Origin of the sequence: Acidovorax sp. (assembly GCF_047607405.1) — a bacterium.
Taxonomy (GTDB): Bacteria; Pseudomonadota; Gammaproteobacteria; order Burkholderiales; family Burkholderiaceae_C; genus Acidovorax.
Genome location: NZ_JASGDA010000087.1, coordinates 1 through 26,858, shown reverse-complemented (window position 1 = coordinate 26,858; position 26,858 = coordinate 1). Strand labels below are relative to the sequence as shown.

The window sequence follows — 26,858 nt, the reverse complement described above, 5'->3', positions numbered from 1 at the left end:
GCGCCGCCACCAGCATGGCGGCCAGCAGAGCGCCCGTGGCGGCGCTGGCCGCCCAGGGCGGTGGCTCGGCCATGCCCACCAGCGCCAGCGTGCCGCAGGCGTACCCGCCCGCCAGCGCGCCCAGCAGCACGCCCGCCGCGAACTGCAGCGCGGTGGACAGGCGCTCCAGCACGGTCTTCAGGCTGCACGCCACGATCAGCCACACCAGCGTGGCGGGCAGCGCGCCGCCGGTGAGCAGCGCCAGCGCGGCCAGCCAGTCCGCCGGGCCGCCCGCCCCATACATCGCGCCCACGCCCAGCACCAGTTCCACGAACAGGACGGCGCGCAGCACCACGCCGACGTGGCAGGCGTCGAACACCAGCGCGCGCGCCGGGCCCGCAGCCGTGCCGACGGGCAGGGCGGAATCGGTTGGCAGGGGCCGGGTCGATAAAATTTGCGAGTCTTGTTGCATTGCGAACCTTTACGGATTATTGCCACCTCATGTCCTCCAGCCAACCCGCCCACCCGTCCCACAACCAGCTCGACACCAAGGCGCAGGCCTGGTCGGCCCTGTTCTCCGAGCCCATGAGCGACCTGGTCAAGCGCTACACGTCCAGCGTGTTCTTCGACAAGCGCCTGTGGCCGGCCGACATCGCGGGCAGCCTGGCGCATGCCGAGATGCTGGCGGCGCAGGGGGTCATCAGCCAGGGCGACCATGCGGCCATTCAGAAGGGCATGGCGCAGATCACGCAGGAGATCGAATCGGGCGCGTTCGAGTGGAAGCTCGACCTGGAAGACGTACACCTGAACATCGAGGCGCGCCTGACGCAACTGGTGGGCGACGCGGGCAAGCGCCTGCACACGGGTCGCAGCCGCAACGACCAGGTCGCCACCGACGTGCGCCTGTGGCTGCGCGGCGAGATCGACCTGATCGCCGACCTGCTGCGCGAGCTGCAGCGGTCATTGGTGGAAGTGGCCGAGAAGAACGTGGAGGTGATCCTGCCCGGCTTCACCCACCTGCAGGTGGCCCAGCCCGTGAGCTTTGCGCACCACCTGCTGGCCTACGTGGAGATGTTCGCCCGCGACGCCGACCGCATGGCCGACGTGCGCCGCCGCGTCAACCTGCTGCCGCTGGGCAGCGCCGCCCTGGCGGGCACCACCTACCCGCTCGACCGCGAGCGCGTGGCGCGCACGCTGGGCATGGACGGCGTGTGCCAGAACAGCCTGGACGCCGTGAGCGACCGCGACTTCGCCATCGAGTTCACGGCGGCGGCCAGCCTGTGCATGGTGCATGTGAGCCGCCTGTCCGAGGAACTCATCATCTGGATGAGCCAGAACTTCGGCTTCATCAAGATCGCGGACCGCTTCACCACCGGCTCGTCGATCATGCCGCAGAAGAAGAACCCCGACGTGCCCGAACTCGCGCGCGGCAAGACGGGCCGCGTGGTGGGGCACCTCATGGGCCTCATCACGCTGATGAAGGGCCAGCCCCTGGCCTACAACAAGGACAACCAGGAAGACAAGGAGCCGCTGTTCGACACCGTGGACACGCTCAAGGACACGCTGCGCATCTTCGCCGAGATGGTGGGCGGGCAAGTCAACGCGGCCGGCGTGAAGGAAGGCGGCATCACCGTCAACGCCCAGGCCATGGAAGACGCGGCCAAGAAGGGCTATGCCACGGCGACCGACCTGGCGGACTACCTGGTCAAGAAGGGCCTGCCCTTCCGCGACGCGCACGAGACGGTGGCGCACGCGGTGAAGGCTGCGCAGTCGCACGCCTGCGACCTGTCGGAGCTGCCGCTGGCGGTGCTGCAGGGCTTTCACCCGCAGATCGACAAGGACGTGTACGAGGTGCTGAGCCTGCGCGGATCGCTGGGCGCCCGCAACACCCTGGGCGGCACCGCGCCCGCGCAGGTGCGCGCGCAGCTGGCGCGCCACCGGGCGCGGCTGGCCTGAGTTTTTTACCCGGAGCATCCATCACCATGCCGACATTCACCCCCAACTCCCGCCGCAGCCTGCTGCGCATTGCCGCCGTGCTGGGCGCTGCCCTGACCGTGGGGCTGGCCTCGGCCCAGACGCCCCGGACCATCCGGCTGCTGGTCGGCTTCCCGCCGGGCGGCGGCACCGATGCCATCGCACGCCTGCTGGCTGACAAGCTCAAGGACGAACTCGGTGCCACCGTGGTGGTGGAAAACCGCCCCGGCGCGGGCGGCCAGATCGCCGCGCAGGCGCTCAAAGCCGCTGCGCCGGACGGCAGCACGCTGTTCCTCACGCACGACCATTCCATCTCCATCCTGCCGCAGGTGGTGAAGAACCCCGGCTTCGACCCGGCGCGCGACTTCGTGCCCGTGGCGGGCTTCGCCACCTTCGTCAACGCCTTTGCCGTGTCGGCAGGCACGCCCGCCAAGACCTTCCCCGAGTACGTGCAGTGGGTGAAGACGGCGGGCGGCGGCAAGGGGGCCGTGGGCATTCCCGCGCCCGCCTCCACGCTGGAATTCCTGGTCAAGCTGCTGGGCCAGAAGTACCAGATCGACCTCGTGTCCATGCCGTACCGGGGCAGCGCGCCCATGATGGCCGACATGCTGGGCAACCAGATCGCGGCGGGCTCAGGCTCCATCCCCGACTTCATCGAGAACCACAAGGCGGGCAAGGTGCGCGTGGTGGGCGTGCTGGGCACCCGGCGCCAGGCGGCCATGCCCGACGTGCCCACGTTCGACGAAATGGGCCTGAAGGGCTTTGAAGACCTGCCGTACTACGGCGTCTATGCGCCCACGGGCACGCCCGAGAAGTTCATCACCGACTTCTCCAACGCGCTCGCCAAGGTGGTGGCCCAGCCCGCCGTGCGCGAGCATTTGACCGCCATGGGCCTCACGGTGGAGCACATGCCGCCCGCGGCCTTCGCGGCGCGCCAGCAGGCTTACACCAACGCCTGGACGCGCATCATCAAGGACAGCGGCTTCGTGGCGCAGTAAGCCGCCAAGGTTTCAAGCCAAAAAGGCTGCCAGCGCTTGTGCATCAAGCGCTGGCAGCTATTTTTTTGATAGTAATCAGCTTCAGGCCAGCGTGCGCACCTTGGGCTCGCGCTCCCACTGGCGCGTCTGCGCGGCGGTGATGAAGCCCTGCACGTCCGCCGGGTCCACCACGCCTGCGTCGGGCTCGATGCCGCCCGCCTTCAGGATGGCCTGCGTGCCCTTGCAGGCGGCGATGGCCTTGAGGTGGCCGAAGGCGTCGCGGAACCAGTCCACGGCGGCGGCTTCCTTGGCGAGCTGCGCGCCCATGGCGGGCGACAGCACCGAGGCCACGGCGTCGAACACCACCGAGGGCGTGCCCGCCAGCTGCCCGTCCGCCGCCAGCCGCGTGCCGTCCTTGAGCACCGCGCCGCCCACCTTGGGCGCGACGATCTTGACGCTGGCCCCGGCCTTTTCCACCGCTTTGCGCAGGTTGGACACCGTGGTGCCGTTGCTGCCGTCCGCGACCAGGATGCCGATGCTGCGGCCTTCCAGCGTGGGCTTCATGCGGTCGATGATGCGCAGCGCGGGCGACAGCGGCAAATCCTGCACCGGCGCGGCCAGGGGCGGCGCGGGCGGCAGCTTGGGCAGCCCCAGCCCGTCCGCCACGCGCTGGGCCAGGCCGAGGTCGATGTGCTGCAGGTGGCCCACCACGGCCTCGCGCACGTGCTGCGTGGCGACCTTGGACAGCTCGAACACCAGCGCCGAGGCGATGTGCGCCTGCTCCGGCGCGCTCTGGCTGCGAAAGAACATGCGCGCCTGGCTGTAGTGGTCGGCAAAGCTCTCGGGGCGGATGCGGCCTTTGCTCGCGTCATCCGCCTGCGCGAAATGCCGCAAGCCCTGCACCTGCGAGGCGCGCGGCGTGTCGGCCTGCAGGCTGCTCGGCTCGTAGTTCACGCGGCCCTTGTGTACCTGCATCTGCATGTGGCCGTCGCGCTGCATGTTGTGGAAGGGGCACTTGGGCGCGTTGATCGGTATCTGCGCGAAGTTGGGCCCGCCCAGGCGCGACAACTGCGTGTCCAGGTACGAGAACAGGCGGCCCTGCAGCAGCGGGTCGTTGCTGAAGTCGATGCCTGGCGGCACGTTGGCGGGGCAGAAGGCCACTTGCTCGGTCTCGGCGAAGAAGTTGTCGGGCCAGCGGTTGAGCACCATGCGGCCGATGGTCTTGAGCGGCACCAGCTCCTCGGGGATGAGCTTGGTGGGGTCCAGGTGGTCGAAGGGGAAGGCGGCGGCGTCTTCCTCGGTGAACAGTTGCACGGCCAGCTCCCATTCAGGGAAGTTGCCCGCCTCGATGGCCTCGAACAAATCGCGGCGGTGAAAGTCGTTGTCTGCCGCTTGCAGCTTGGCGGCCTCGTCCCACACGGTGGACTGGATGCCCAGCTTGGGCCGCCAGTGGAACTTGACGAAGGTGCTCTCGCCCGCTGCGTTGAGCAGGCGGAAGCTGTGTACGCCAAAGCCTTCCATCATGCGCAGGCTGCGCGGGATGGCGCGGTCGCTCATGGCCCACATCACCATGTGCATGGCTTCGGGCATGAGCGAGATGAAGTCCCAGAACGTGTCGTGCGCGCTGGCGGCCTGCGGAAAGCCCCGGTCGGGCTCCATCTTCACGGAGTGGACGAGGTCGGGGAACTTCATCGCGTCCTGGATGAAGAACACGGGCATGTTGTTGCCCACCAGGTCCCAGTTGCCCTCGCTCGTGTAGAACTTGACGGCGAAGCCGCGCACGTCGCGCGGCGTGTCCACCGACCCCGCGCCGCCCGCCACGGTGGAAAAGCGCGTGAACACGGGCGTCTGAACGCCCACCTCGGTCAGCACCTTGGCGGTGGTGTATTGCTTGAGCGAATGGGTCAGCTCGAAGAAGCCGTGCGCCGCCGTGCCGCGCGCGTGCACGATGCGCTCGGGGATGCGCTCGTGGTCGAAGTGCGTGATCTTCTCGCGCAGGATGAAGTCTTCGAGCAGCGTGGGCCCCCGGGGTGCGGAGCGCAGCGAGTTCTGGTTGTCGGCCACGGGAATGCCCTGCTGCGTGGTCAGCACCGGGTGCTTGCCCCCGGCCTGCTGCTGCAGCTCGCCCGCGTTGCCGCGGTAGGTGTCGGACTGGGTGGATGAGGGGGTGGAGGCGGTCTGCGGCTTGCGTGCCGCGCCGCGCGAAGGGGTGGTTCGTGCCATGGGCGCTCCAGGGAAAAAGAGATGTGGGGGCAACCATCGTTGGCGAAGAAGGCTGACAGGCGGGTAGGACAAGGGCGCGGCGCCGCGTCGTCCCTGAGAGCGGGGAGTCCGCCACGTAAGCGCTTGCAACGTGCCGCCTTTCGACATGCCGTTTTGTTACGCTTGTCGCTTCCTTCGGAGGGGTGCCGCGTGAACGCAAGTAAGCAATGGATGCTGGCCGCCAGCCTGGCGCTGTGGGCCTGGGGCGCGCAGGCCCTGCAGATCACCAGTTTTTCGCCGCAGGGCGAGGTGGCGCGCGTGCGCCAGGTGGTGGCCAAGTTCGACATGGCGGCGGTCAACTTCGGCGACCCCAAGGCGCCCGCGCCCCTCTCCCTGAGCTGCAGCGACGCCGACGCCACCCAGGGCACGGGCCGCTGGACGGGCGAGCGCGAATGGGTGTTCGACTTCCGCGCCGACCTGCCGCCCGGCGTGCGCTGCACCGCCACCGTGAAACCAGGGTTCAAATCGGCCTCTGGCGCAGAATTGACGGGCACCACCAGCTATCAATTCAATAGTGGCGGGCCTTTTGTGCAAAACATTCACCCCGGCACCTACCAGCGCATCGACGAGGAGCAGTTCTTCGTGCTGCGGTTGAGCGGCGCCGCCACCACGGCCAGCGTGCAGGCCAACGTGTGGTGCGCAGCCGACGGCGTGGGCGAGCGCGTCCCCGTGCGCATGGTCGAGGGCGCGCAGCGCGCCGAGATCCTCAAGGCCCTGGGCCTGGACAAGAGCGCGGCGCAGGAGCCGCTGCGCTTCGTCACGCTCACCTGCAACCGCCGCCTGACCCCGGGTGCGCGCCTGCAGCTCGTCTTCGGCAAGGGTGTGGCCACGCCCAGCGGCGTAGCCAACTCGGTGGAAAAGCGCTTTGACTACACCGTGCGCGAGCCCTTCGCGGCCGATTTCACCTGCGAGCGCGAGAACGCCCAGGCCGCCTGCCTGCCCATACGCCCCCTGCAACTGCGCTTCAACGCCCCGGTGCCGCGCAAGCTGGCCCTGGGCATCCGCCTGAAGTCGGCCAAGGAGACGCTGCAGCCCCAGGTGGACGGCAGCGATGCCCAGCAGGACGACGCGCTGGTCAGCGGCGTGCGCTTTGCGGCGCCCCTGGCCGAGAACACCGCCTTCACGCTGGAGCTGCCCCGGGACTTCAAGGATGCCTCGGGCCGCGCGCTGCGCAATGCCGAGAGCTTTCCGCTCAAAGTCGCCACGGGCGGCATGCCGCCGCTGGCGAAGTTTGCCGCCGCGCCCTTCGGCATCGTGGAGCGGTTTGCGGAGGGGCAGGGCGGCCCCGCGCTGCTGCCTGTCACGCTGCGCAACGTGGAGGCGCAGCTCGTCGTGCAGGGCCTGCAGCCCGCGCAGGGCAAGGTCAGCACGCTCAAGGCGGGCACGGACGCCGAGATCCTCGCCTGGTTCCGCAAGGTGCGGACCTACGACCAGCAGACGGTGCGGCGCCTCCAAGCCCAGCGGGACGTGACCGGCCCGCTGCCCGAGGTGCTGGACGACAACAAGCATTACGTGCAGTCGCGCATGCTGTCGCTGCTGGCGGGCAAGAGCGGCGTGAAGACGCTGGACTTGCCCAAGCCCGCCAGCAACGACCCGCGCCCGTTCGAGGTGGTGGGCATACCGCTGGCGCCGGGCTTTCACGTCGTGGAGATCGCGTCGCAGCGGCTGGGCGCATCACTGCTGGACGAGCGCCACGGCGCGGGCCGCACCATGTTTGTGCGCACCTCGGCGCTGGTCACCAACCTGGGCGTTCACTTCAAGCTGGGCCGCGAGAACGCGCTGGCCTGGGTCACCACGCTGGACAAGGGCCAGCCCGTGCAGGGCGCCACGGTGCGCGTGTCCGACTGCGGCGGCAGGGAGCTGGCGCACGCCACCACCGACGCGCAGGGCATCGCCCGATTCGAGGGCCTGTCGTCCTTCCCTCCACGCTGCGGCAGCGACGACGGCTATTACGAGGGCGGCTATGACTACTTCGTGAGCGCGCGCCACCAGGGTGCCGACGGCGTGGAGGACATGGCCTTCACCTTCAGCGACTGGAACCGCGGCATCGAGCCCTGGCGCTTCAACGTGCCCACCAGCAGCCAGTCGGAACCCGACGAGCGCGCCCACACCATCTTCGACCGCACGTTGTTTCGCGCGGGTGAGACGGTGTCGATGAAGCACCTGCTGCGCACCGAGACGCGCAAGGGCTTCGCGCTGCCCGAGGACCAGCCCGACACCCTGGTCATCACCCACGTGGGCAGCGGCCAGCAGTTCACGCAGGATTTGGATTGGCGCAGCACCGCCACCGGGGGCCTGAGCGCGCAGAGCAGCTTTGCCATACCGCCCGCCGCCAAGCTGGGCGTCTATCGGGTGGAGCTGCGCAACGAGGCCGATGGCGACCGCAACTTCACGTCCGGCATGTTCCGCGTGGAGGAATTCCGCCTGCCGGTGCTCGAAGGCCGCATCGCCCCTGCCGACAAGAAACCGCTGGTGCGCGTGCGCTCCGTGCCCACCGACGTGCAGATCAACTACGTGGCGGGCGGCGGCGCAGCCAACCTGCCGGTGCGCGTGTCGGCCATGGTGCGCCGCAAGTCGCTGGACTATGCGGACTACGACGCTTTCAGCTTCAACCCGCCGCGCAAGCGCGAGCAAAGCAACGCCAACAGCGACGAGGAAGAAGCCACCACCACGCAAGACGCGCGCGTCATCGCCGACAAGCTGCCCCTCACGCTCAACAAGGACGGCGCGGGCAAGCTCACCATCCCCGACGTGCCCCCGTCCCGCCAGCCGCAGGAGCTGGTGATGGAAGCCACCTACGCCGACCCGAGCGGCGAGGTGCAGACCCTGCGCAGCGTGCAGGCCCTGTGGCCCGCCGCCGTGGTCGCGGGCGTCAAGACCGAGGGCTGGGTGTCGGCGCGCCAGAAGATCCGCTTTCAGGCGCTGGCGCTGCAACTGGACGGCAAGCCCGCCGCCGACACGGCCCTGCAGGTGCAGGCCATCGCCCGCATCACCACCAGCACGCGCAAGCGCATGGTGGGCGGCTTCTACAGCTACGACAACCAGACCGAGACGAAAGACCTGGGCACGCTGTGCAGCGGCAAGAGCGACGCGCGCGGCCTGCTGCTGTGCGAGTCGAAGCTGGACGAGCCCGGCGAGGTGGAGCTGGTGGTGACGGCCACCGACAAGGACGGCAACACCAGCCAGGCAGCCTCCAGCGTATGGGTCACGCGCCAGGGCGAGCTGTGGTTTGGCGGCGAAGACCACGACCGCATCGACCTGCTGCCCGAGAAAAAGAGCTACCAGCCCGGCGAGACCGCCAAGTTCCAGGTGCGCATGCCGTTCCGCTTCGCCACCGCGCTGGTGGCCGTGGAGCGCGAGGGCATCATCGACACGCAGGTGGTGCAGCTCAACGGGCAGGACCCGACCATCAGCCTGAAAGTGCAGCCCGATTGGGGGCCGAACGTCTATGTGAGCGTGCTGGCCCTGCGCGGGCGGCTGCGCGAGGTGCCGTGGTACAGCTTCTTCACCTGGGGCTTCAAGTCGCCGCGCGAGTGGTGGACATCCTTCTGGTACGAGGGCAAGGAATACCAGGCGCCCACGGCGCTGGTGGATTTGTCCAAGCCCGCGTTCCGCATGGGCCTGGCCGAAATCCGCGTCGGCACGCAGGCCCACCGCATAGCCGTGAAGGTGGCGGCGGACAAGGAAAGCTACCCCGTGCGCGGCAAGGCGCAGGTCACCATCACCGCCACGCTGCCCGACGGCAAGCCCGCCGCCAACGCCGAGGTGGCCGTGGCCGCCGTCGATCAGGCGCTGCTGGAGCTGATGCCCAACACCAGCTGGAACCTGCTCGACGCCATGCTCCAGCGCCGAAGCTGGGGCGTGACAACGTCCACCGCGCAGATGGAAATCATCGGCCGGCGCCACTACGGCAAGAAGGCCGTGCCCGCGGGCGGCGGCGGCGGCAAGGCCCAGACGCGCGAGCTGCTGGACACGCTGCTGCTGTGGCAGCCCGCCCTCCAGCTCGACGCCAACGGCCAGGCCAAGGTGACTGTGCCGCTCAACGATGCGCTGACCACGTTCAAGATCGTTGCGGTGGCCGATGCGTCCACCGGCCTGTTCGGCACGGGCAGTACCAGCATCCGCGCCACGCAGGACCTGCAGATCATCAGCGGCCTGCCGCCCCTGGTGCGCGAGGACGACCAGTTCCGCGCCCAGCTCACGCTGCGCAACACCACGCAGAAACCAATGAAGGTCGAGGTGGCGCCGCGCGCCACGCTGCTCGACCTGAAGCCGCAGACGGTGGACATCCCCGCAGGCGAATCCCGCGAGGTGGCCTGGGCGGTGACGGCCCCCGCGCAACTGGCGCAGACCCGCGCCCAGGCCATCCTGTGGGAGATCGAGGCCCGGGACACCGTGAGCGGCGCGCGCGACGCCCTCAAGGTCAGCCAGAAGCTCGTCCCCGCCGTGCCATTGACGGTGCAGCAGGCCACGCTGGTGCAGGTGGACGGCAGCTTCAACCTCGACGTACACCCACCGGCCGACGCGCTGCCGGGCCGGGGCGGCCTGAAGATGTCGCTGCAGCCCAAGCTGGCCGAGGGCCTGCCCGGCGTGCGCGACTGGTGGGCGCGCTACCCCTTCGCCTGCCTGGAGCAAAAGACCAGCAAGGCCGTGGGCCTGCGCGACGGCGCGCTGTGGCAGACCGTGGCGGCGCAGCTGCCCACCTACCTGGACGGTGACGGCCTGGCCAACTACTTCCCGCCGCAGGGCGGCGACGCCAACCGGGGCAGCGACACGCTGACGGCCTACGTGCTGGCCGCCACGCACGAGGCCGCCGCCATCAACCCCGCGTTCGCCCTGCCCGACGACGTGCGCGCGCCCATGGAGCGGGGCCTGATCGCCTTCGTCGAAGGCCGCATCGAGCGCAGCTTCTGGAGCCCGCGCAAGGACCTGGACATGCGCAAGCTCGCCGCCATCGAGGCCCTGTCGCGCTACGGCAAGGCCCAGGGCCGCATGCTGGGCAGCATCACCATCGCGCCCAACCAGTGGCCCACGCACGCGGTCATCGACTGGATCAACATCCTCAAGCGCGTGAGCGACGTGCCCCAGCGCGAGCAGCGTTTGCAAGAGGCCATGAACATCATCAAGGGCCGCCTGTCGTTCCAGGGCACCAAGCTCATCTTCAGCACCGAGCAGGACGACTACTGGTGGTGGCTGATGCAAAACGGCGACGTGAACACCGCCCGCCTGATGCTGGCCGTGATGGACGACCCGGCGTGGAAGGACGACATGGGCCGCCTGGCCAACGGCTTCATCAGCCGCCAGCAGTCGGGCGCGTGGCAGACCACCACGGCCAACCTGTGGGGCGGGCTGGCGCTGGAGAAATTCAGCGCCAGGTTCGAGGCCACGCCCGTGTCCGGTTCGACCCGCGCTGCCATGGGCGGCAACACCGCCGGTGTGGACTGGGCCAAGGTCGAACGCATCAAGACCACCGACGCGAGCGGCGCCGCCCACCAGACCACCTGGTTCGGCGCCCCCGCCGCGCCCGGCATGCTGCGCGGCAACGGCATGTTCCTGCACTGGAGCAAGGCGGGTGGCAAGGAGCAGCTCGCCGTCACGCACCAGGGGCCGGGCAAGCCCTGGCTCACGCTGCAGTCGGTGGCTGCCGTGCAGCTCAAGGCGCCGTTCGCGGCGGGCTACGCCATCGAGCGCACCGTCACCCCCGTGGAGCAGGCCGACAAGACCCTGCCCCCCGGCCAGTACACGCGCGGCGACGTGCTGCGCGTCACGCTCACCGTCAACGCCAGCGCCGACATGACCTGGGTCGCCATCACCGACCCCATCCCGGCCGGGGCCACCATCCTCGGCAGCGGCCTGGGCCGCGACTCCGAGATCGCCACCCAGGGCGAAAAGCCGCGCAGCGGCTACGGCTGGCCCGCGTTCGAGGAGCGCGGGTTCGAGTCCTTCCGCAGCTACTACGAGTATTTGCCCAAGGGCACGGTCAAGATGGAATACACCGTGCGCCTGAACAACGCGGGCGACTTCGCCCTGCCGCCCACGCGCGTCGAGGCGATGTACGCGCCCGAGATGTTTGGCGAGACACCGAACGCGCGGGTCAGGGTGGTGCAGAAATGACGCGGCTGGGTTTGGCCGCCAACCGTCTGCACCACCAGGGCGAAGACGCCGCCTTGTTCGCCTTCTTGCGCGCCAGCGAGGCGGGCATCCGCGCGCTGAGCATCGGCCTGCACGCCGTGGGCCGCACGCACGACGCCATCGCCGACGCGGGCCTGCTGCGCGGCTACGCGCCGCTGGTGCGCTACCCCTACGGGCGCGACGGCGGGCTGATGAAGCTCGTCGCCGAGGTCGTGGGCATGCCCGCGCCTGGGCACACGCTGGACGGCGCCATCTACCTCATCGACCCGGTGGACCCTTCCTCCATCTTCCCCGAGGCGCTGGCGCTCAAGCGCCAGTGCGTCATCCACGGCAAGCCGTTCCTCTCGACCGTAGCGAGCGCGCGCGACTGGGTGGAGATGGAGCGCATCCACGCGGGCCTGCCGCCAGACCGCAATGCCGACCGCTTTTACGACCTGGGCGCGCAGACCGTGGCGCTGATCGCGCACGACGCGATGAAGAGCTCCATGCTCGACTTCGCGGCGCGCAACTTCGACGTGCTTTCGCGCTTTGCGCAGCGCGTGGGTACGGGCACCACGGGCCAGCGCCTGAACGAGCTGGCCTGGAGCCGGGGCTGGCCCGCCGACACGCCCTGGGTGCAGCGCTTCCACAGCGGCCCGCTGGGGGGCGACGCGCAGATCGCCAACCTGGTGCTGGAGCGCCGCTGCCACCGCGCCATCTTCTTTGAAGACCCGCACGTGGCCCGCCAGCACGAGGCCGACATCCAGCTGCTGGAGCGTGCCGTGACCACCGCCACGCACGACGCGGTGTGTACCACCGCGCCCGCAGTGGCGCAGCGCTGGTGCGAGGCGGTGCGGCTGCGTGCGGCCATGGGCGGATGAAGCGCAGCCTTCGCGCCATCGGGCTGGCCCTGGCGGCGTGCTGCGTACTGCTGCCAGCCCGCGCCCTGCCCACCTTCGACGAGGTGCGGCGCGACTTCCGCCCGTCCGACACGCTCATCCTCTCGCGCGAGGGCGAGGTGCTGCAGCGCCTGCGCACCGACGCCACGGTGCGGCGCGGGCAGTGGGTGGCGCTCTCCGACGTGTCGCCCGCGCTGCGCACGGCCCTGGTCCTGAGCGAGGACAAGCGCTTCTACGAGCACAGCGGCGTGGACTGGCGGGCCGTGTCCGCCGCCGCCTGGGGCAACCTGTGGCACCAGCGCACGCGCGGGGCCAGCACCATCACCATGCAGCTCGCGGGCCTGCTCGACGGAGACTGGCGCCAGGGGCCGGGCGGGCGCACGGTGGCGCAAAAGCTCGGGCAGACGGTGGCCGCGCAGGTGCTGGACCGGCGCTGGCGCAAGGACCAGATCCTGGAGGCGTATTTGAACCTCGTGCCGTTCCGGGGCGAGCTGGTGGGCATCGACGCGCTGGCCCGCACGCTGTTCGGCAAGGCCGCGCACGGGCTGGATGAGCGCGAGGCTGCGGTGGCCGCCGCCCTGGTGCGCGCGCCCAACGCCCGGCCCGCGCTGGTGGCGCAGCGCGCCTGCGGGGTGCTGCGCGACATGCAGGCATCGCGGCCCGACTGCGATGCGCTGGACCTGTTCACCACCGGCGCGCTGCAGCGCCGCGCCTTCGACGCCAGCGAGGGCGTGGCCCCGCACTTCGCGCGCACCCTGCTGCGCCAGCGCGCAGGCAGCACCGCCGGGCAGCAGGTGCAGAGCACCCTGCGCGCGCCGCTGCAGCGCTTTGCGGTCGCCAGCCTGCGCCAGCACCTGAGCGAGCTGCACGGGCGCAACGTGGAAGACGGCGCGGTGCTGGTGCTCGACAACGCCACGGGCGCGGTGCTGGCCTGGGTGGGCTCGTCCGGTGCGCTCAGCCAGGCGGGCGAGGTGGACGGCGTGCTCGCGCCGCGCCAGCCGGGCTCCACGCTCAAGCCGTTCCTGTACGCGCAGGCGATTGCCGAGCGGCGGCTCACGGCCGCATCGCTGGTGGATGATTCGCCCGCCCACATCGCCACCGCCAGCGGCCTGTACATACCGCAGAACTACGACCGGCAGTTCAAGGACTGGGTGTCGGTGCGCACCGCGCTGGCTGCGTCGCTCAACGTGCCTGCCGTGCGCACGCTGGTCATGGTCACGCCCGACGCCTTTCACCGCCAGCTCGCCGCCGTGGGCCTGCCGCTGCGCGAGAGCGGCGGCTACTACGGCTACAGCCTCGCGCTGGGCAGCCCCGAGGTGCCGCTCTTGCACCTGACCAACGCCTACCGCACGCTCGCCAACGGCGGGCGGATGAGCCCCGTCGCGCTGGAGCCACAGCCAAAAGGCGCGGGCGCGTCCACGCAGGCGCTGGATGCGCGCGCGGCCTTCATCGTGGGCGACATCCTGAGCGACGGCAACGCCCGCGCCCGCACCTTCGGCACCGACAGCGTGCTGGCCACGCGCTTTTGGTCGGCGGTGAAGACGGGCACCAGCAAGGACATGCGCGACAACTGGGCCGTGGGCTGGTCCGAGCGCTACACCGTGGGCGTGTGGGTGGGCAACGCCAGCGGCGCGGCCATGCACGACGTGAGCGGCGTGAGCGGCGCGGCGCCCGTGTGGGCCGCCGTCATGGGCTTCCTGCACGCGCGCGAGCCCAGCCGCGCGCCCAGGCCGCCCGCCGGGCTGGCGAAGGCGCAGGTGCGCTTCGGCCCCGCGCCGCAGGAGGGCGGCGGCGCGCTCGAAGCCGCGCGCGAGGAATGGTTCCTGCAAGGCACGCAGCAGCCCCTTTTTGCTATGGATAATGTAGCTACTGGTGCCGATGCAGAAAGCGCCAGAGGCCAAAAAGGCTTGAAAAATAACGCGGCACCCCCAGCCCGCATCACCGCCCCCGCGCCGGGCACCGTCATCGCGCTGGACCCCGACATCCCGCCCGCGCGCCAGCGCCTGCAGTTCACGGCCACGGGCGGCAGCCCCGGCCTGCAGTGGCGCATGGACGGCAAGCCGCTGGGCCGGGGCGCGCGCGTGGCCTGGCTGCCGTGGCCGGGGCGGCACGCGGTGCAGATCACCGACGCCACGGGCCAGGTGCTGGACGAGGTGCGCATCGAGGTGCGCGGCGCGGGCGTCGTGGAGGGGGCAGCCCCCCGTTGACGGTCGCCAGGCGACCAGGCACCCTAGAATCCCAGCCCCGCCATGACTTCACTGCGCCCGTATTTCACCCACCGCCTGATCTGGCTGGCCCTGCTGGTCTCCCTGGGCATCGGCGCGCTGTTCGCCCGCACCATCTGGACCATGCGCGGCGACGAGTGGAACTACGCCCGGCAGACCAATGCCAACCTCGTGCGCACGCTCGAGAAAGGGCTGCTGTGGTCGCTGGATTCTTTCGACAAGTCGCTCGCGGGCGTGGCCCGCGAAGTGGCCCGGCCCGAGGTGTGGGCCCTGCCGCCCGACCTGCGCGCCCGCGTGGTGTTCGACAACTCGCTGCGCACGCGCGGCGTGGGCGACGTGCTGGTGCTCGACGAGCGCGGCGAGGTCGTGCTCGACTCCGGCTCCATTGAGCCGCGCAAGCTGCAGCTCGCCGACCGCGACTACTTCGTGGCCTTCCAGTCGGGCGGGCACCAGGGCCTGTTCGTGGGGCAGCCCACCTTCGCGCGCACCACGGGCATTGGCGTGCTGCCGCTGGCGCGGGCCTACCACCACGCGGACGGGCGCTTTGCCGGGGTGGTGGTGGGGGTCATCCGCCTGAGCTATTTCAACGAAATCTTCGGCGCGCTGGACCTGGGCCGCGACAGCGGCGTGACCTTTTTGCGCGCCGACGGCGTGCTCATCGCGCGCTTTCCCTACAGCGCCGCCAACGTGGGCCAGAGCTTCGCGGGCACGCCCAACGTGCTGCGCTTTCAAAGCGACCGCAGCGGCGCCTTCACGGGCAAGGCCGCCATCGACGGCGTGGAGCGCTTCTATGTCTTCCAGAAGGTGGGCGACTACCCGCTCATCCTGAGCGTGGCGCAGTCCACCGACACCATCCTCGCCAACTGGCGCCACAGCGCCTGGGGGCTGGGCATGTTCGCGGCGCTGCTCATGGCGGCCTGCCTGGGCCTGGCCCTGCTGTTCGTGCGCGAACTCACGCTGCGCCAGCAGGTGTCGGCCCGGCTGCGCGAGGCCGAGCGCCAGGTGCGCGCCGTCATCGACAACACGCCCTCGCTCATCGGCTACTGGGACGACCAGCTGCGCAACCGCTTCGCCAACCAGGCGCACTGCGATTGGCATGGCATTCCCCGCGACGCGCTGCGCGGCCAGCATGCCAGCGACATGCTGCCGCCCACGCTCTACCCCACGGTGGAGCCGCACCTGCGGCGCGCGCTGCAGGGTGAGCCCCAGCTTTTCGAGCGCAGCTTTACCGACGCCCAGGGCAGGCTGCGCCACATCATCGTCTCGTGCGTGCCCGACAGGGGCGACGACGGCCAGGTGCGCGGCTTCTACTCGCAGATCACCGACATCACCGAGCGCAAGCGCATGGAGGACGAGCTGTTCGACGAGAAGGAGCGCATGCGCTTCACGCTGCAGGCCATCGGCGACGCCGTGGTGACGGCCGACGCTGGCGGCAGGCTGACCTACCTGAACCCCGTGGCCGAGCGCCTGACCGGCTGGCAGGCGTTCGACGCCGCGAGCCGCCCCGTGGACGAGGTGCTCGACCTGCGCACCCCCGGCGGCGGCGAGGCGCTGCCCAGCCCCCTGCGCACCGCCATCGAGCAGGCCGCCGTGGTGGACACGGTGCGCGGCGAGATCGTGCAGCGCGCCAGCGGCAGGCGCTTTCGCATGGACGGCACCGTCAGCCCCATCACCGACCGCCACGGCCACGTGACCGGCGCCGTGGCCGTGCTGCGCGACGTGACCGAGGCCACCGCCATGGCCGAGCGCATGAACCACCTGGCCCACTACGACGCGCTGACTGACCTGCCCAACCGCGTGCTGCTGCACGACCGCGCCCAGCACGCCATCGTGCAGGCACGGCGCAGCGGCCAGACGCTGGCCGTGATGTACCTGGACCTGGATGGCTTCAAGGCGGTCAACGACACCCTGGGCCACGAGGCGGGCGACCTGCTGCTGGTGCAGTTCGCCCAGCGCCTGAAGGCCGCCGTGCGAGCGTCCGACACCGTGTGCCGGCAGGGCGGCGACGAGTTCGTGGTGCTGCTGCCCGACCTGCCCGGCCTGGACGGGGCGGGCCCCGCCTGCCAGGTGGCGCGCAAGATCCTCGCGTCGTGCCAGGCGCCGTTCGACCTGAATGGCCGCGAGGCGCGCGTGGGCCTGAGCGGCGGCATCGCGCTGTACCCCGCGCACGGCGACACCTTCGACGCGCTCTCGCGCCACGCCGACGGCGCCCTGTACGCCGCCAAGCGCGGCGGGCGCATGCGCGTCATGCTCTACCAGGGGCCGCAGGCGCCGCCCCAGGCCATATTGCTATCAGATGCGTAGCTGCCAGTGCTTGCTGTATAAGCGCCGGAGCCGTTTTTTGCTTGAAATGACAACCTGTTGAAAAAGGAGCACCGCGTGCCCGACCTGTCCAGAATCACCTGCATCGAAGACCTGCGCGCCATTGCCGAGCGGCGCGTGCCGCGCATGTTCTACGACTACGCCGACTCGGGCGCGTGGACCGAGGGCACCTACCGCGCCAACTCCAGCGACTTCCAGTCCATCCGGCTGCGCCAGCGCGTGGCCGTCAACATGGAAGGCCGCAGCACCGCCACCGCCATGGTCGGTCAACAGGCCAGGATGCCCGTCGCCATCGCCCCCTTGGGCCTGACCGGCATGCAGCACGCCGACGGCGAGATCCACGCCGCGCGCGCGGCCCAGAAGTTCGGCATACCGTTCACGCTGTCCACTATGAGCATCTGCTCCATCGAGGACATCGCCGAGCACACCAGCGCGCCCTTCTGGTTCCAGCTCTACATGATGCGCGACCGCGAATCCATGGCCCGCATGATCCAGCGCGCCAAGGACGCGCAATGCAGTGCCCTGGTGCTCACGCTCGACTTGCAGGTCATCGGCCAGCGCCACAAGGACATCAAGAACGGCCTGACCGCGCCGCCCCGGCCCACGGTCAAGAACATCCTCAACCTGATGACCAAGCCGTGCTGGTGCCTGGGCATGGCCGGCACCAAGCGCCGCAGCTTCGGCAACCTGGTCGGCCACGTGAAGGGCGTGAGCGACATGAACTCGCTCGCCGCCTGGACCAACGAGCAGTTCGACCCGCGCCTGTCCTGGGCCGACGTGGACTGGGTCAAGCAACAGTGGGGCGGCAAGCTCATCCTGAAGGGCATCATGGATGTGGAAGACGCCAGGCTGGCCGTGCAGCACGGCGCGGACGCCATCGTGGTCAGCAACCACGGGGGCCGCCAGCTCGACGGCGCGCCGTCTTCCATCGCCGCGCTGCCCGCCATCGTCGATGCCGTGGGTACGCAGACGGAAGTGTGGATGGACGGCGGCATCCGCAGCGGGCAGGACGTGCTCAAAGCCTGGGCCCTGGGCGCACGCGGCACGATGATTGGCCGTGCCATGGTCTATGCCCTGGGCGCCTTCGGCGAGGCGGGCGTCACCAAGGCGCTGCAAATCATCCACAAGGAGCTGGACGTGACCATGGCCTTCTGCGGGCATACGGACATCCAGACGGTGGACAAGTCCATCCTGATCCCGGGCAGCTACCCGGTGTGAGCGCGCGTGGCTTGGCTACACTCGAAATCCTGCTTTCCTTGGAGGTGCAGCCCATGACCACCATCACCCTTGAAATTCCCGATCATTTGGCGCGTGCAGCCGCGCAGGCGGGGCTGCTGGATGAGCAGGGCATTCAGGCGCTGCTGTCAAACGCCCTGCGCCAGAAGCCGTCCTTGCCCGTCTATGCGGGGCAGGGCGGCTTGGTGACCGGTGTGGATGGCCTGAGCAATCAGTCCCTGCAGCGGGCCTGCGAAGATGACGCCTGACGTCAACGTGCTGCTGGCGGCGCTGCGAAGCGACCACCCGCACCATGCAGTGGCCCGCAATTGGCTGGAGTCCGCCGTTGGCAGCGCCAGCCTGGCGGCCCCGCTGCGCTTGCAGCCCTTGGTGATTGCCAGTTTTCTGCGGCTGGCAACGCATCCGCGCATCTTCGTCAACCCCACCCCCATCGCAGACGCACTGGGCTTTGTCGATGCCCTGTTGGCGGCCCCCGGTGTCACGCTGGCGCAACTGGGCATCGAATGGCCCGTGTTGCGCCAGTTGTGCGCAGGCAAAGGGCTGACCGCCAATGCCATACCGGACGCATGGCTGGCCGCCGCCGTCCTCCAGCAGGGCGAGCACTTGGTCAGCTTTGATGGCGACTTCACCAAGCTGCTGCCGCCCAGCCAGTTCACGCGCTTGATGCCCTGAGTCCTGCTGTTGGCCGCCTTCACGGCTGTATCAGGCCCAGGCCGTACAGCACCCGGGCCGGGTAGGGCCGTTCCGCCACGACCTGCTGCTGTCCTCCGTCTCCAGGCACCGGGTTCGTGCAGAGGTTCCCTGGAGTCGGTTTTTGCTTGAAACCCCAGTGCTGGCACCCCGGCGGCCTATGGCGTAGGCTGTGTACATCTGTTTTTTCATCGACCCTGCCATGACTCCTGTTTCCCGCACCGGCGGTCAGATCCTCGTGGACCAACTCATCGCCCATGGCGTGGAGCAGCTGTTCTGCGTGCCCGGCGAGAGCTACCTGGCCGTGCTGGACGCCCTGCACGGCGCGCGCATCGCCGTCACCATCTGCCGTCAGGAAGGTGGCGCGGCGATGATGGCCGAGGCGCAGGGCAAGCTCACCGGGCGGCCCGGCATCTGCTTCGTCACGCGCGGGCCGGGGGCGACCAATGCATCGGCGGGCGTACACATTGCGCACCAGGACTCGACGCCGCTGATCCTCTTCGTGGGCCAGGTGGCGCGCGGCGCGCGGGGGCGCGAGGCGTTCCAGGAGCTGGACTACGGGGCCGTGTTCGGCACCCTGGCGAAGTGGGTGGTGCAGATCGACGACCCGGCGCGCCTGCCCGAACTCGTCTCGCGCGCCTTCCACGTCGCCACCTCGGGCCGCCCCGGCCCCGTGGTGGTGGCGCTGCCCGAGGACATGCTGACCGAGGCTGCCGCCGTGGCCGACGCGCTGCCCTATCAAGTGACCGAAACCCACCCTGGCGCCGCGCAGATGGCCGAGCTGGCCGAGCGCCTGCGTGCGGCCAGGCAGCCCGTGGCGATATTGGGCGGCAGCCGCTGGTCGGAGCAGGCGGTGAATGAGTTCGCGGCGTTTGCCCAAGCGTGGGCGCTGCCGGTGTACTGCTCGTTCCGCCGCCAGATGCTGTTCCCGGCCACGCACCCCTGCTACGGCGGCGACCTGGGCCTGGGCGCCAACCCCCAGCTGCTGGCGCGCATCCGCGCGTCCGACCTGGTGCTGCTGGTGGGCGGGCGGCTGTCGGAGGTGCCCTCGCAGGGCTACGGGCTGCTGCCCATTCCCAACCCCGCGCAGCCCTTGGTACACGTGCATGCCGATGCCGATGAGCTGGGCCGCCTGTACCGCCCCGCGCAGGCCATCCACGCCACGCCGCAGGCGTTTGCTGCCGCCCTGAATGCCATTCGCCCGGATGGCCCCGTGCCGCCCCGCGCCGACGCCGCGCACGCCGAATACCTGGCCTGGAGCGACCCGGCATCCATCCGCATCCCCGGCAGCCTGCAGATGGGCGAGGTCATGCAGCACCTGCGCGCCACGCTGCCTGCGGACACCATTTTCTGCAACGGCGCGGGCAACTTCGCCACCTGGGTACACCGCTTCTGGCCCTTCACCGCGTATGCCAGCCAGCTCGCGCCCACCAGCGGCTCCATGGGCTACGGTCTGCCTGCCGGCGTGGGCGCCAAGCGCCTGTGGCGCGAGCGCGAGGTGGTGGTGTTTGCGGGCGACGGCGACTTTCTGATGCACGGCCAGGAGTTCGCCACCGCCGTGCAATACGACCTGCCGATCATCGTGGTGCTGCTGGACAACGGCATGTACGGCACCATCCGCATGCACCAGGAGCGCGAGTACCCGGGCCGCATCAGCGGCACGCAGTTGAAGAACCCGGACTTCCGCGCCTACGCGCAAGCCTTCGGCGGCCACGGCGAGCGCGTGGAACGCACCGAAGACTTCGCCCCGGCCCTGGCCCGCGCACGCGCCAGCGGCCTGCCCGCCATCGTGCATTGCCTGATCGACCCCGAGGCCATCACGCCCACGGGCACGCTCGCAGGCATCCGCAAGGCGGCCCTGGGCCAGCGCTGAGAGGCACCATGCGCCGCATCGCCCACCTGGACATGGACGCCTTCTTCGCGTCCGTCGAACTGCTGCGCTACCCGCAGCTCAAGGGCCTGCCCGTGGTCATCGGCGGCGGGCGGCGCGCGGTGGACGAACTGCTGCTGCGCGGCGCCGACGGCGGCGAGCGCGAGCGGCGCTTCATCCCGGTCGAAGCGTTCCCGCTGCTGCGCGACTACGTGGGCCGGGGCGTCATCACCACCGCCACCTACGCCGCGCGCCAGTTCGGCGTGGGCTCGGCCATGGGCATGATGAAGGCGGCGCGGCTGTGCCCGCAGGCCATCGTGCTGCCCGTGGACTTTGCCGAGGTGCGCAAGTACTCGCGCCTGTTCAAGAGCGCCATCACCGAGATCGCGCCCGTCATGCAGGACCGGGGTGTCGATGAGGTCTATATCGACTTCACCGACGTACCCGGCGGCCAGCGCGAGGGCGGGCGCGTGCTGGCGCGGCTCATCCAGAAAAGCATCTTCGACAGAACGGGCCTGACCTGCTCCATCGGCGTCGCGCCCAACAAGCTCCTGGCCAAGATGGCGAGCGAGTTCGACAAGCCCAATGGCATCACGGTCATCTACGAAGAAGACCTGCAGGAAAAGATCTGGCCCCTGGGCGTGCGCAAGATCAACGGCATCGGCCCCAAGTCGGGCGCAAAGCTGGCGTCCCTGGGCGTCCACACCATCGGCGAACTGGCCGCGCAGGACGTGCAGTGGCTCGTCGCGCACTTCGGCAAATCCACCGGCGCCTGGATGCACCGCGCCGCCTGGGGCCGCGACGACAGCCCCGTGGTCACCGAGAGCGAACCCGTCAGCATGAGCCGCGAAACCACCTTCGACCGGGACCTGCACGCCGTGCGCGACAGGGCGGAGCTGTCGGGCATCTTCACCGAGCTGTGCGAGCAGGTGGCGGGCGACCTGCAGCGCAAGGGCTACGTGGGCAAGACCATCGGCATCAAGCTGCGCTACGACGACTTCAAGACCGCCACGCGCGACCAGACGCTGGAGCACCACACGCACGACGCGGCAGTCATCCGCCGCACAGCGGGCCTGTGCCTCAAGCGCGTACCCCTGACCCGCCGCCTGCGCCTGCTGGGCGTGCGGGTGGGGGCGCTGATGAAAGAGGCGGACTGGGCCGCGCAGCAGGCGCAAGAGGCGCAGGGGGCGTTGGAGACGGGGCGGCTTTTTTGACCTGCTGCACAGCCGAAGCTGGATGGGCGGTAAAAGCAGGAGTTACCGCGTCCAGCAATATGCCTGCATAATGCACAGTATTTTGTACAAATCATGCAGGAGCCGCGCCATGGCCATTGCTGTCAGTGACCTGATACCCCTCTCCCAAGCCCGAGCCAATCTGTCCGAACTGGCCGACCAGGCGCATGCCGGTGCAGAAAAAATCATCACCAAAAACGGTGAGGGCTACGTTGCCCTCATCAACGCGCAGCGGCTGGACTACTACCACCAGTTGGAGCGCGAGCGCATCCATCTGCTGCTGATCGACGATGCCGCGCAGGGGCTGGCAGACGTTGCAGAGGGCCGGGTGAAAGATGCGCGCAGCGCCTTGCAGCGCCGCCGCAATGCACGCACGGCGGGATAAGAGGCTGACCCGCGATGCCCGCCCCAACGACGGTCAAACTCACCGACAGCTTTGAGCGCAACCTGGACGAGATCGAAGCTTTCCTGACGCAGGCCGAGGCACCCCAGGCATTCGATGCCCTGCTGGATGAACTCATGGACACCGTCGTCCCCAACCTGGAGCGCTTTCCTGGCATGGGCCGCATGTTCCTGCAAAGGCCGGTGCGTTCGGTCGAGGTTGCCAATGGCGTCGAGCGCCTTTGCAGACAGCTGGGCGCTTTTGCAAGCGATGGGGAACTGCGGGAAGACGTGATGACGCATTACCTGCTGCTGTATGCGCGGATCGGCGACACACTCCATCTCCTGTCGATCCAGCACCAGCGGCAGCTTTCGTTTGACTTTCAGCGGGTGTGGCCGGACTGATGCCACGGCCATGCGGGGCTGCTACTGCCGCGCAGTCCGCACGTTGCGCGGCAGCGCCTGCGGGTGGCTGGTGCGCAGCGGGTTGATGTCCAGCCCCCCGCGCCGCGTGTAGCGCGCGTACACCGTGAGCTTGATCGGCCTGCAGCGCGCGCGGATGTCCATGAAGATGCGCTCCACGCACTGCTCGTGGAATTCGTTGTGGTTGCGAAAGCTCACCAGGTACTGCAGCAGGCCCGCCTGGTCGATCTGCGGGCCGCTGTAGCTGATCTGCACGCTGCCCCAGTCGGGCTGGCCGGTGACGAGGCAGTTGCTCTTGAGCAGGTTGCTCGTCAGCGTCTCGGTGACGGGGGCCTCGTCGAAAGCGGCGGTCAGCAACTCGGGCGCGGGCTGGTAGTGCGTGCATTCCACGTCCAGGCGGTCCAGGCTCAGGCCGTCCAGTTCATGCACCGGCTCCTGGTCGAACAGCTCGGGGGCGATGAGCTTCACGCCCACGGTGGCGGGGTGCTGCGCGCCGCGCCAGACGGCTTCGCTGATGTCGGCGCGGATGCGCGCCTGCACCTCGGCGGCGTCGGCAAAGCGCGTGTTGTTGAAGCTGTTCAGGTACAGCTTGAACGACTTGCTCTCGACGATGTTGGGCGTCTCGCACGGCACGGTGACGTGGGCCAGCGCCACCTGCGGCTTGCCGCGCAGGTTCAGCCACGACAGCTCGAACGCCGTCCACAGGTCGGCGCCGAAGAAGGGCGGGGCGCCCGCGATGCCGATCTCGGCGCGCTTGTCCGCGCGGGGTATGGGGAACAGCAGCGAGGCGTCGTACTGGTCCGCATAGGCCGACGCCTTGCCGAGCTGCGATTGTTCGGGTGTGTTCATGATGCTATTGTTTCGATAGCTGCTGGTGCTTGCTGTATAAGCGCCGGTGGCCGATTTGGCTTGTATTATTTGAATTGCCGCTCGCGCAGCCACTTGGTGGCGATCCACTTCTCGCCCGCGATCACGGGCGCGCCGCCGTGCAGCGTCTTGGTGGAGGGGTGGGGCCGTTCGTAGCTGAAGAACACGGCGTTGCCGCGCTGCGGCGCGACCTCGAGGTGTACGTCCGGGAAGGTGGTGCCGCCGCCCTTCTCGGGCGTGTTCAGGTACATCACCAGCGTGCCCACGCGCTGGCCGCCACGCTGGAGGATGGTGGCGGTGCCGGGCTGGGCGGGGTCGAAGTAGTCGTAATGCGGCTTGTACTCGGCGCCCGGGCGGTAGTGCAGCACCTGCAGGCCCTCGCCGTTTTCCACCGGCCAGTTCAGCAGGCGCGCAATGCGGGCCTCGATGCGGCGCACCAGCGGGCTGTCGCCGCGCTGGAAGAACATGCCGTCGCTGGTGCGGTCGGCGTTCACCTCCTCGCCGCCGGTTTTCGTGGCCACCGTGAGCGAGCGCGCCAGGCGCGGGCGGGCGGCGGCGATGAGCGCGTCGCATTCCTCGGGCGAGAGCAGGTCGCCGAACACCACGATGCGCGGCTGGGCCATGGCCAGCAGCACGTTGACCACGCGGTCGCCGCAGTCCACCTGGGCGGGCGATTCGTCGAGCCGCGGCCCGGGCACGGGTACGGCGGGCGGCTGGCCCTGCTGCACGGCCAAGTCGTCGAGGTGCTCGCGCAGCACGGTTTCCATGGCGCTGGCGGCCACGTCCTCGTTCCAGCCCGCGTCCAGCATGGCCTGCAGCACCACGGGCGCGGCATGGCCTGCGGCGGCCTGCTCGATGATCCAGCGGCGCAGCTCGGGGGTGATGGGCTGGGCGGTGCTCGTGTCGCTCATGGTCTTCGGTTCCCCTTTCAGCTATTCATGGTGAGCCGCCCGCAGCATAGGAAACTGGCGCGCCCCGAGCGAGGGCCGCCGTGCAAGGGCCGCCCCGCCGCACGGGCGGCGTCTCCTTGCCCGCAACGGGCAGCGTTGCGAGAGCGGGGGGAAGCGGCGTAGCCGCTCAGGGGGGTGTGTCATATCTTGCGTCTGAACACGAGGCGGTCGGGCGATGAAGCCCCGGGGGCGAAAGCATAGCCCTCCAGGTCGAACCCTTCGAGGCCCCGGGGCGTGGCGATGCGCCGCAGGATGGCATAGCGCGCCATCAGCCCGCGCGCGCGCTTGGCGTGGAAGCTGATGATCTTGTACGCGCCGCCCTTGTAGTCCTCGAACACGCACTCGATCACGCGGGCCTGGAGCGCCTTGCGGTCCACGGCCTTGAAGTATTCCTGCGAGGCCAGGTTGACCACCACCGGCGTGGTGTCGGCGCGCAGCCGGGTGTTGATGTGTTCTGCAATCTGGCTGCCCCAGTAGTCGTACAGGCTGGCGCCCGCGCCGGTGGCCAGGCGCGTACCCATTTCCAGCCGGTAGGGCTGCATGCGGTCCAGCGGGCGCAGCACGCCGTACAGGCCGCTGAGGATGGCGACGTGCTGCTGCGCCCAGGCCAGGTCGTCCGTGTCCAGCGAACGGGCCTGCAGGCCCTCGTACACGTCGCCGTTGAAGGCCAGCACGGCCTGGCGCGAGTTGCCAGCCGTGAAGCGGGGGCGCCACGCCTGGTAGCGCGCCACGTTGAGGGCGGCGAGCTTGTCGCTCAAATCCATCAGCGAGGCGATGTCCTGCGGGGACTTCTCGCGCAGCACGTCGATGAGCTGTGCCGCCTGTGGCACGAACTGGGGCGTGGTGTGCGGCAGCCCTTCGGGCATGGGCGTGTCGTAGTCGAGCGATTTGGCGGGGGAGAGCAGGAACAGCATGGTGTGTGGGCTGCCTAAAGGAAAAAAGCGGCCAAAGCCGCTTATACAGAACCATAGCGCGTGACGCTGGCACGGCCCAGGCCAGCGGACGCCGTGGAGCTGGCTTCGCCAGGCCACTGGCGTCGTCCCCCTTCCCGGCGAAGCCGAGAGAAGGGGGAAGCGGCGCAGCCGCTCAGGGGGTTGGCCCTTCAAACGGCAGGGGCATGGCCGACAGGTCGCGGCGGGTTTCTACCAGCACCAGGGGGCCCTCGTCCAGCACCACGACCGGCGGGCGCTCGCGCGGCACGTGGATGGGGCGGGGTTCGGCGGCGATGGCGGCCTGGGCGGCGGCGATCTTGTCCGCGTCGGAGTTCACCCACTGCAGGCCGGACGATGCGGCGACCTGCTGCAGTTCGTCCACGGGCAGAGCGAATGACTGCACGCGCGGCATGCCGACGGGTGCGGAGGCCGGAGCGGCTGCCACGGGCGCGGGTGCCGCGACGACGGGTGCAGGTGCGGGCGCGGCAACGGGTGCGGGAGCGGCAACAGCAACGGGTATTGCTTGCGCCACCGGTTCCGCCACAGCGGGCACTGCCATGGGAGCAGGCGCAGCGGCGGGCGCGCTGAAGTAGCTGCGGCGGGGGGCTTCGTCCTGCGCGGGCGCGGGTTCCGTGGGGTCGAAGTCCTGCATCGCGGGCGCGGCGGCGGCTTCGGCGGCGTTGCCGTTGCCGTCACGCGGGCCGCGCTCGCGGCGGTCGCGGCCATAGCGGTCGCGCGAGCGGCGCTCGCGGCGCTGCTGTTCTTCTGCACCGCCGGGGCTTGCGGCTTCGTTGCCCGTCAGGTCCAGGTCGGGCAAGGGGGCCAGCGGCGTGGTGTCCACAAAGTCGCCAGAGGCGGCAGCGGTTGCGGGAGCGACCGTGGCGTCCGGGGCTCCCGTGGTGCGGGGAGCGCGCTCGCCGCGATGGCCGCCACGTTCACCGCGCTCGCGGCGGGGGCCGCGTTCGCCACGGGGCTGTTGCTGGGCGGGTGCAGCCTCGGGCGCGTTCAGGCTCTCGGCCTGGGCGTTGGCATCGCCGTTCAGGCCAGCGGATTGTGGGCGTGCCTCGGCATCGCGGCGGTTGCGACCGCCCTCGCGGGGAGCGCGGCCTTCGCGCGGCTCGCGGGCCTCGCCTTCGGGGCGGTTCGCATCGCGCGGGGCACGGCCTTCGGCGGAGCGCTCGCCACGGCGGCCACGGCCTTCGCCGCCAGCGCCTTCGCGGGCCTGCCCGTCCCGGTTGCCGTCGCGTCCGCCACGGCGGCCACGGCCTTCACCGTTGCCATTGCCATTGCGGCCATCGCGGCGGGGTTCGCCACGGCCCGGGGCCTGGGGTGCGGCGGCAGGGGCCGGTGCGGCCACGGGCGCTGCGGCGGGGGTGCCGAAGATCAGGCCCTTGAGCCAGGCGAAGAAGCCTTGCTCCTGCGCGTGTACGGGGGCGGGCGCCGGGGCGACTGGGGGCACGTGGGCCGGTGCGGCCTGGCGTGGCTGCTGCGGCTGGCCCGCGCGCTGCGGGCGGGCCGCCGCGCCTTC

At 69.9% G+C, this 26,858-nt stretch carries 17 protein-coding genes and 2 pseudogenes; 13 read left to right on the top strand and 6 right to left on the bottom strand.

All coding sequences use genetic code 11. The features are described from left to right. Nucleotides 1-451, bottom strand: a pseudogene (locus QM569_RS10015) (sensor histidine kinase); the annotation flags it as partial. 29 nt (nucleotides 452-480) lie between these two features. Between QM569_RS10015 and argH the strand changes: the two are divergent. Together argH and QM569_RS10005 are read left to right on the top strand one after the other, a co-directional pair. Further along, nucleotides 481-1,935 (top strand): argininosuccinate lyase, encoded by a 1,455-nt coding sequence (gene argH, locus QM569_RS10010; protein WP_414987084.1) that lies wholly within the window; start codon nucleotides 481-483, stop codon nucleotides 1,933-1,935. Between the two features lie 26 nt (nucleotides 1,936-1,961). Further along, on the top strand, nucleotides 1,962-2,951 hold the full coding sequence (locus tag QM569_RS10005) for a Bug family tripartite tricarboxylate transporter substrate binding protein (protein ID WP_414987083.1): 990 nt from the start codon (nucleotides 1,962-1,964) through the stop codon (nucleotides 2,949-2,951). Nucleotides 2,952-3,032: 81 nt separating this feature from the next. Here the strand turns inward: QM569_RS10005 and QM569_RS10000 are convergent, their stop codons facing one another. After that, nucleotides 3,033-5,153: a catalase gene (locus QM569_RS10000; protein ID WP_414987082.1), complete on the bottom strand. Its 2,121-nt coding sequence runs from the start codon at nucleotides 5,151-5,153 to the stop codon at nucleotides 3,033-3,035. A gap of 210 nt (nucleotides 5,154-5,363) precedes the next feature. On the opposite strand from QM569_RS10000, the gene QM569_RS09995 reads away from it, so the two are divergent. The 11 genes from QM569_RS09995 to QM569_RS09945 all read left to right on the top strand — a co-directional run bounded on the left by QM569_RS09995 (nucleotide 5,364) and on the right by QM569_RS09945 (nucleotide 22,563). Continuing rightward, on the top strand, nucleotides 5,364-11,306 hold the full coding sequence (locus QM569_RS09995) for an MG2 domain-containing protein (RefSeq protein WP_414987086.1): 5,943 nt from the start codon (nucleotides 5,364-5,366) through the stop codon (nucleotides 11,304-11,306). After that, nucleotides 11,303-12,184 carry a methylglyoxal synthase gene (locus tag QM569_RS09990; RefSeq protein ID WP_414987081.1) on the top strand — a complete coding sequence of 294 codons (882 nt, stop codon included), beginning with the start codon at nucleotides 11,303-11,305 and terminating at the stop codon, nucleotides 12,182-12,184. The genes QM569_RS09995 and QM569_RS09990 overlap by 4 nt, the downstream gene beginning before the upstream one ends. After that, nucleotides 12,181-14,409, top strand: a complete 2,229-nt coding sequence (gene pbpC / locus QM569_RS09985; RefSeq protein ID WP_414987080.1) for a penicillin-binding protein 1C — start codon at nucleotides 12,181-12,183, stop codon at nucleotides 14,407-14,409. The genes QM569_RS09990 and pbpC overlap by 4 nt, the downstream gene beginning before the upstream one ends. Nucleotides 14,410-14,451: 42 nt before the next feature. After that, nucleotides 14,452-16,731 (top strand): diguanylate cyclase domain-containing protein, encoded by a 2,280-nt coding sequence (locus QM569_RS09980; RefSeq protein ID WP_414987079.1) that lies wholly within the window; start codon nucleotides 14,452-14,454, stop codon nucleotides 16,729-16,731. Nucleotides 16,732-16,806: 75 nt separating this feature from the next. Further along, a complete protein-coding gene (locus QM569_RS09975; protein ID WP_414987085.1) occupies nucleotides 16,807-17,967 on the top strand; it encodes an L-lactate dehydrogenase in 1,161 nt (386 codons plus the stop codon). A gap of 53 nt (nucleotides 17,968-18,020) precedes the next feature. Then, on the top strand, nucleotides 18,021-18,233 hold the full coding sequence (locus QM569_RS09970; RefSeq protein ID WP_414987078.1) for a hypothetical protein: 213 nt from the start codon (nucleotides 18,021-18,023) through the stop codon (nucleotides 18,231-18,233). After that, nucleotides 18,223-18,657 carry a TA system VapC family ribonuclease toxin gene (locus QM569_RS09965; RefSeq protein ID WP_414987077.1) on the top strand — a complete coding sequence of 145 codons (435 nt, stop codon included), beginning with the start codon at nucleotides 18,223-18,225 and terminating at the stop codon, nucleotides 18,655-18,657. Before QM569_RS09970 ends, QM569_RS09965 begins: the two co-directional genes overlap by 11 nt. Before the next feature lie 220 nt (nucleotides 18,658-18,877). Beyond that, on the top strand, nucleotides 18,878-20,548 hold the full coding sequence (locus tag QM569_RS09960; RefSeq protein WP_414987076.1) for a thiamine pyrophosphate-binding protein: 1,671 nt from the start codon (nucleotides 18,878-18,880) through the stop codon (nucleotides 20,546-20,548). 8 nt (nucleotides 20,549-20,556) lie between these two features. Beyond that, complete coding sequence (locus QM569_RS09955; RefSeq protein WP_414987075.1) at nucleotides 20,557-21,759, top strand: Y-family DNA polymerase; 1,203 nt, start codon at nucleotides 20,557-20,559, stop codon at nucleotides 21,757-21,759. 109 nt (nucleotides 21,760-21,868) lie between these two features. Then, on the top strand, nucleotides 21,869-22,162 hold the full coding sequence (locus QM569_RS09950) for a type II toxin-antitoxin system Phd/YefM family antitoxin (RefSeq protein WP_414987074.1): 294 nt from the start codon (nucleotides 21,869-21,871) through the stop codon (nucleotides 22,160-22,162). A 14-nt stretch (nucleotides 22,163-22,176) separates the two neighbouring features. Then, nucleotides 22,177-22,563 carry a type II toxin-antitoxin system RelE/ParE family toxin gene (locus QM569_RS09945; RefSeq protein WP_414987073.1) on the top strand — a complete coding sequence of 129 codons (387 nt, stop codon included), beginning with the start codon at nucleotides 22,177-22,179 and terminating at the stop codon, nucleotides 22,561-22,563. 21 nt (nucleotides 22,564-22,584) lie between these two features. Here the strand turns inward: QM569_RS09945 and queF are convergent, their stop codons facing one another. The 4 genes and pseudogenes from queF to QM569_RS09925 all read right to left on the bottom strand — a co-directional run. Then, nucleotides 22,585-23,430, bottom strand: coding sequence for an NADPH-dependent 7-cyano-7-deazaguanine reductase QueF (gene queF, locus QM569_RS09940; RefSeq protein ID WP_414987072.1), 846 nt, complete (start codon nucleotides 23,428-23,430; stop codon nucleotides 22,585-22,587). A 65-nt stretch (nucleotides 23,431-23,495) separates the two neighbouring features. After that, on the bottom strand, nucleotides 23,496-24,359 hold the full coding sequence (locus QM569_RS09935) for a 2OG-Fe(II) oxygenase (RefSeq protein ID WP_414987071.1): 864 nt from the start codon (nucleotides 24,357-24,359) through the stop codon (nucleotides 23,496-23,498). A 179-nt stretch (nucleotides 24,360-24,538) separates the two neighbouring features. Then, entirely contained in the window at nucleotides 24,539-25,312 is a 774-nt protein-coding gene (gene yaaA, locus QM569_RS09930; RefSeq protein ID WP_414987070.1) for a peroxide stress protein YaaA, read from the bottom strand. A gap of 172 nt (nucleotides 25,313-25,484) precedes the next feature. Then, a pseudogene (locus tag QM569_RS09925) lies at nucleotides 25,485-26,858 on the bottom strand (ribonuclease E/G); the annotation flags it as partial.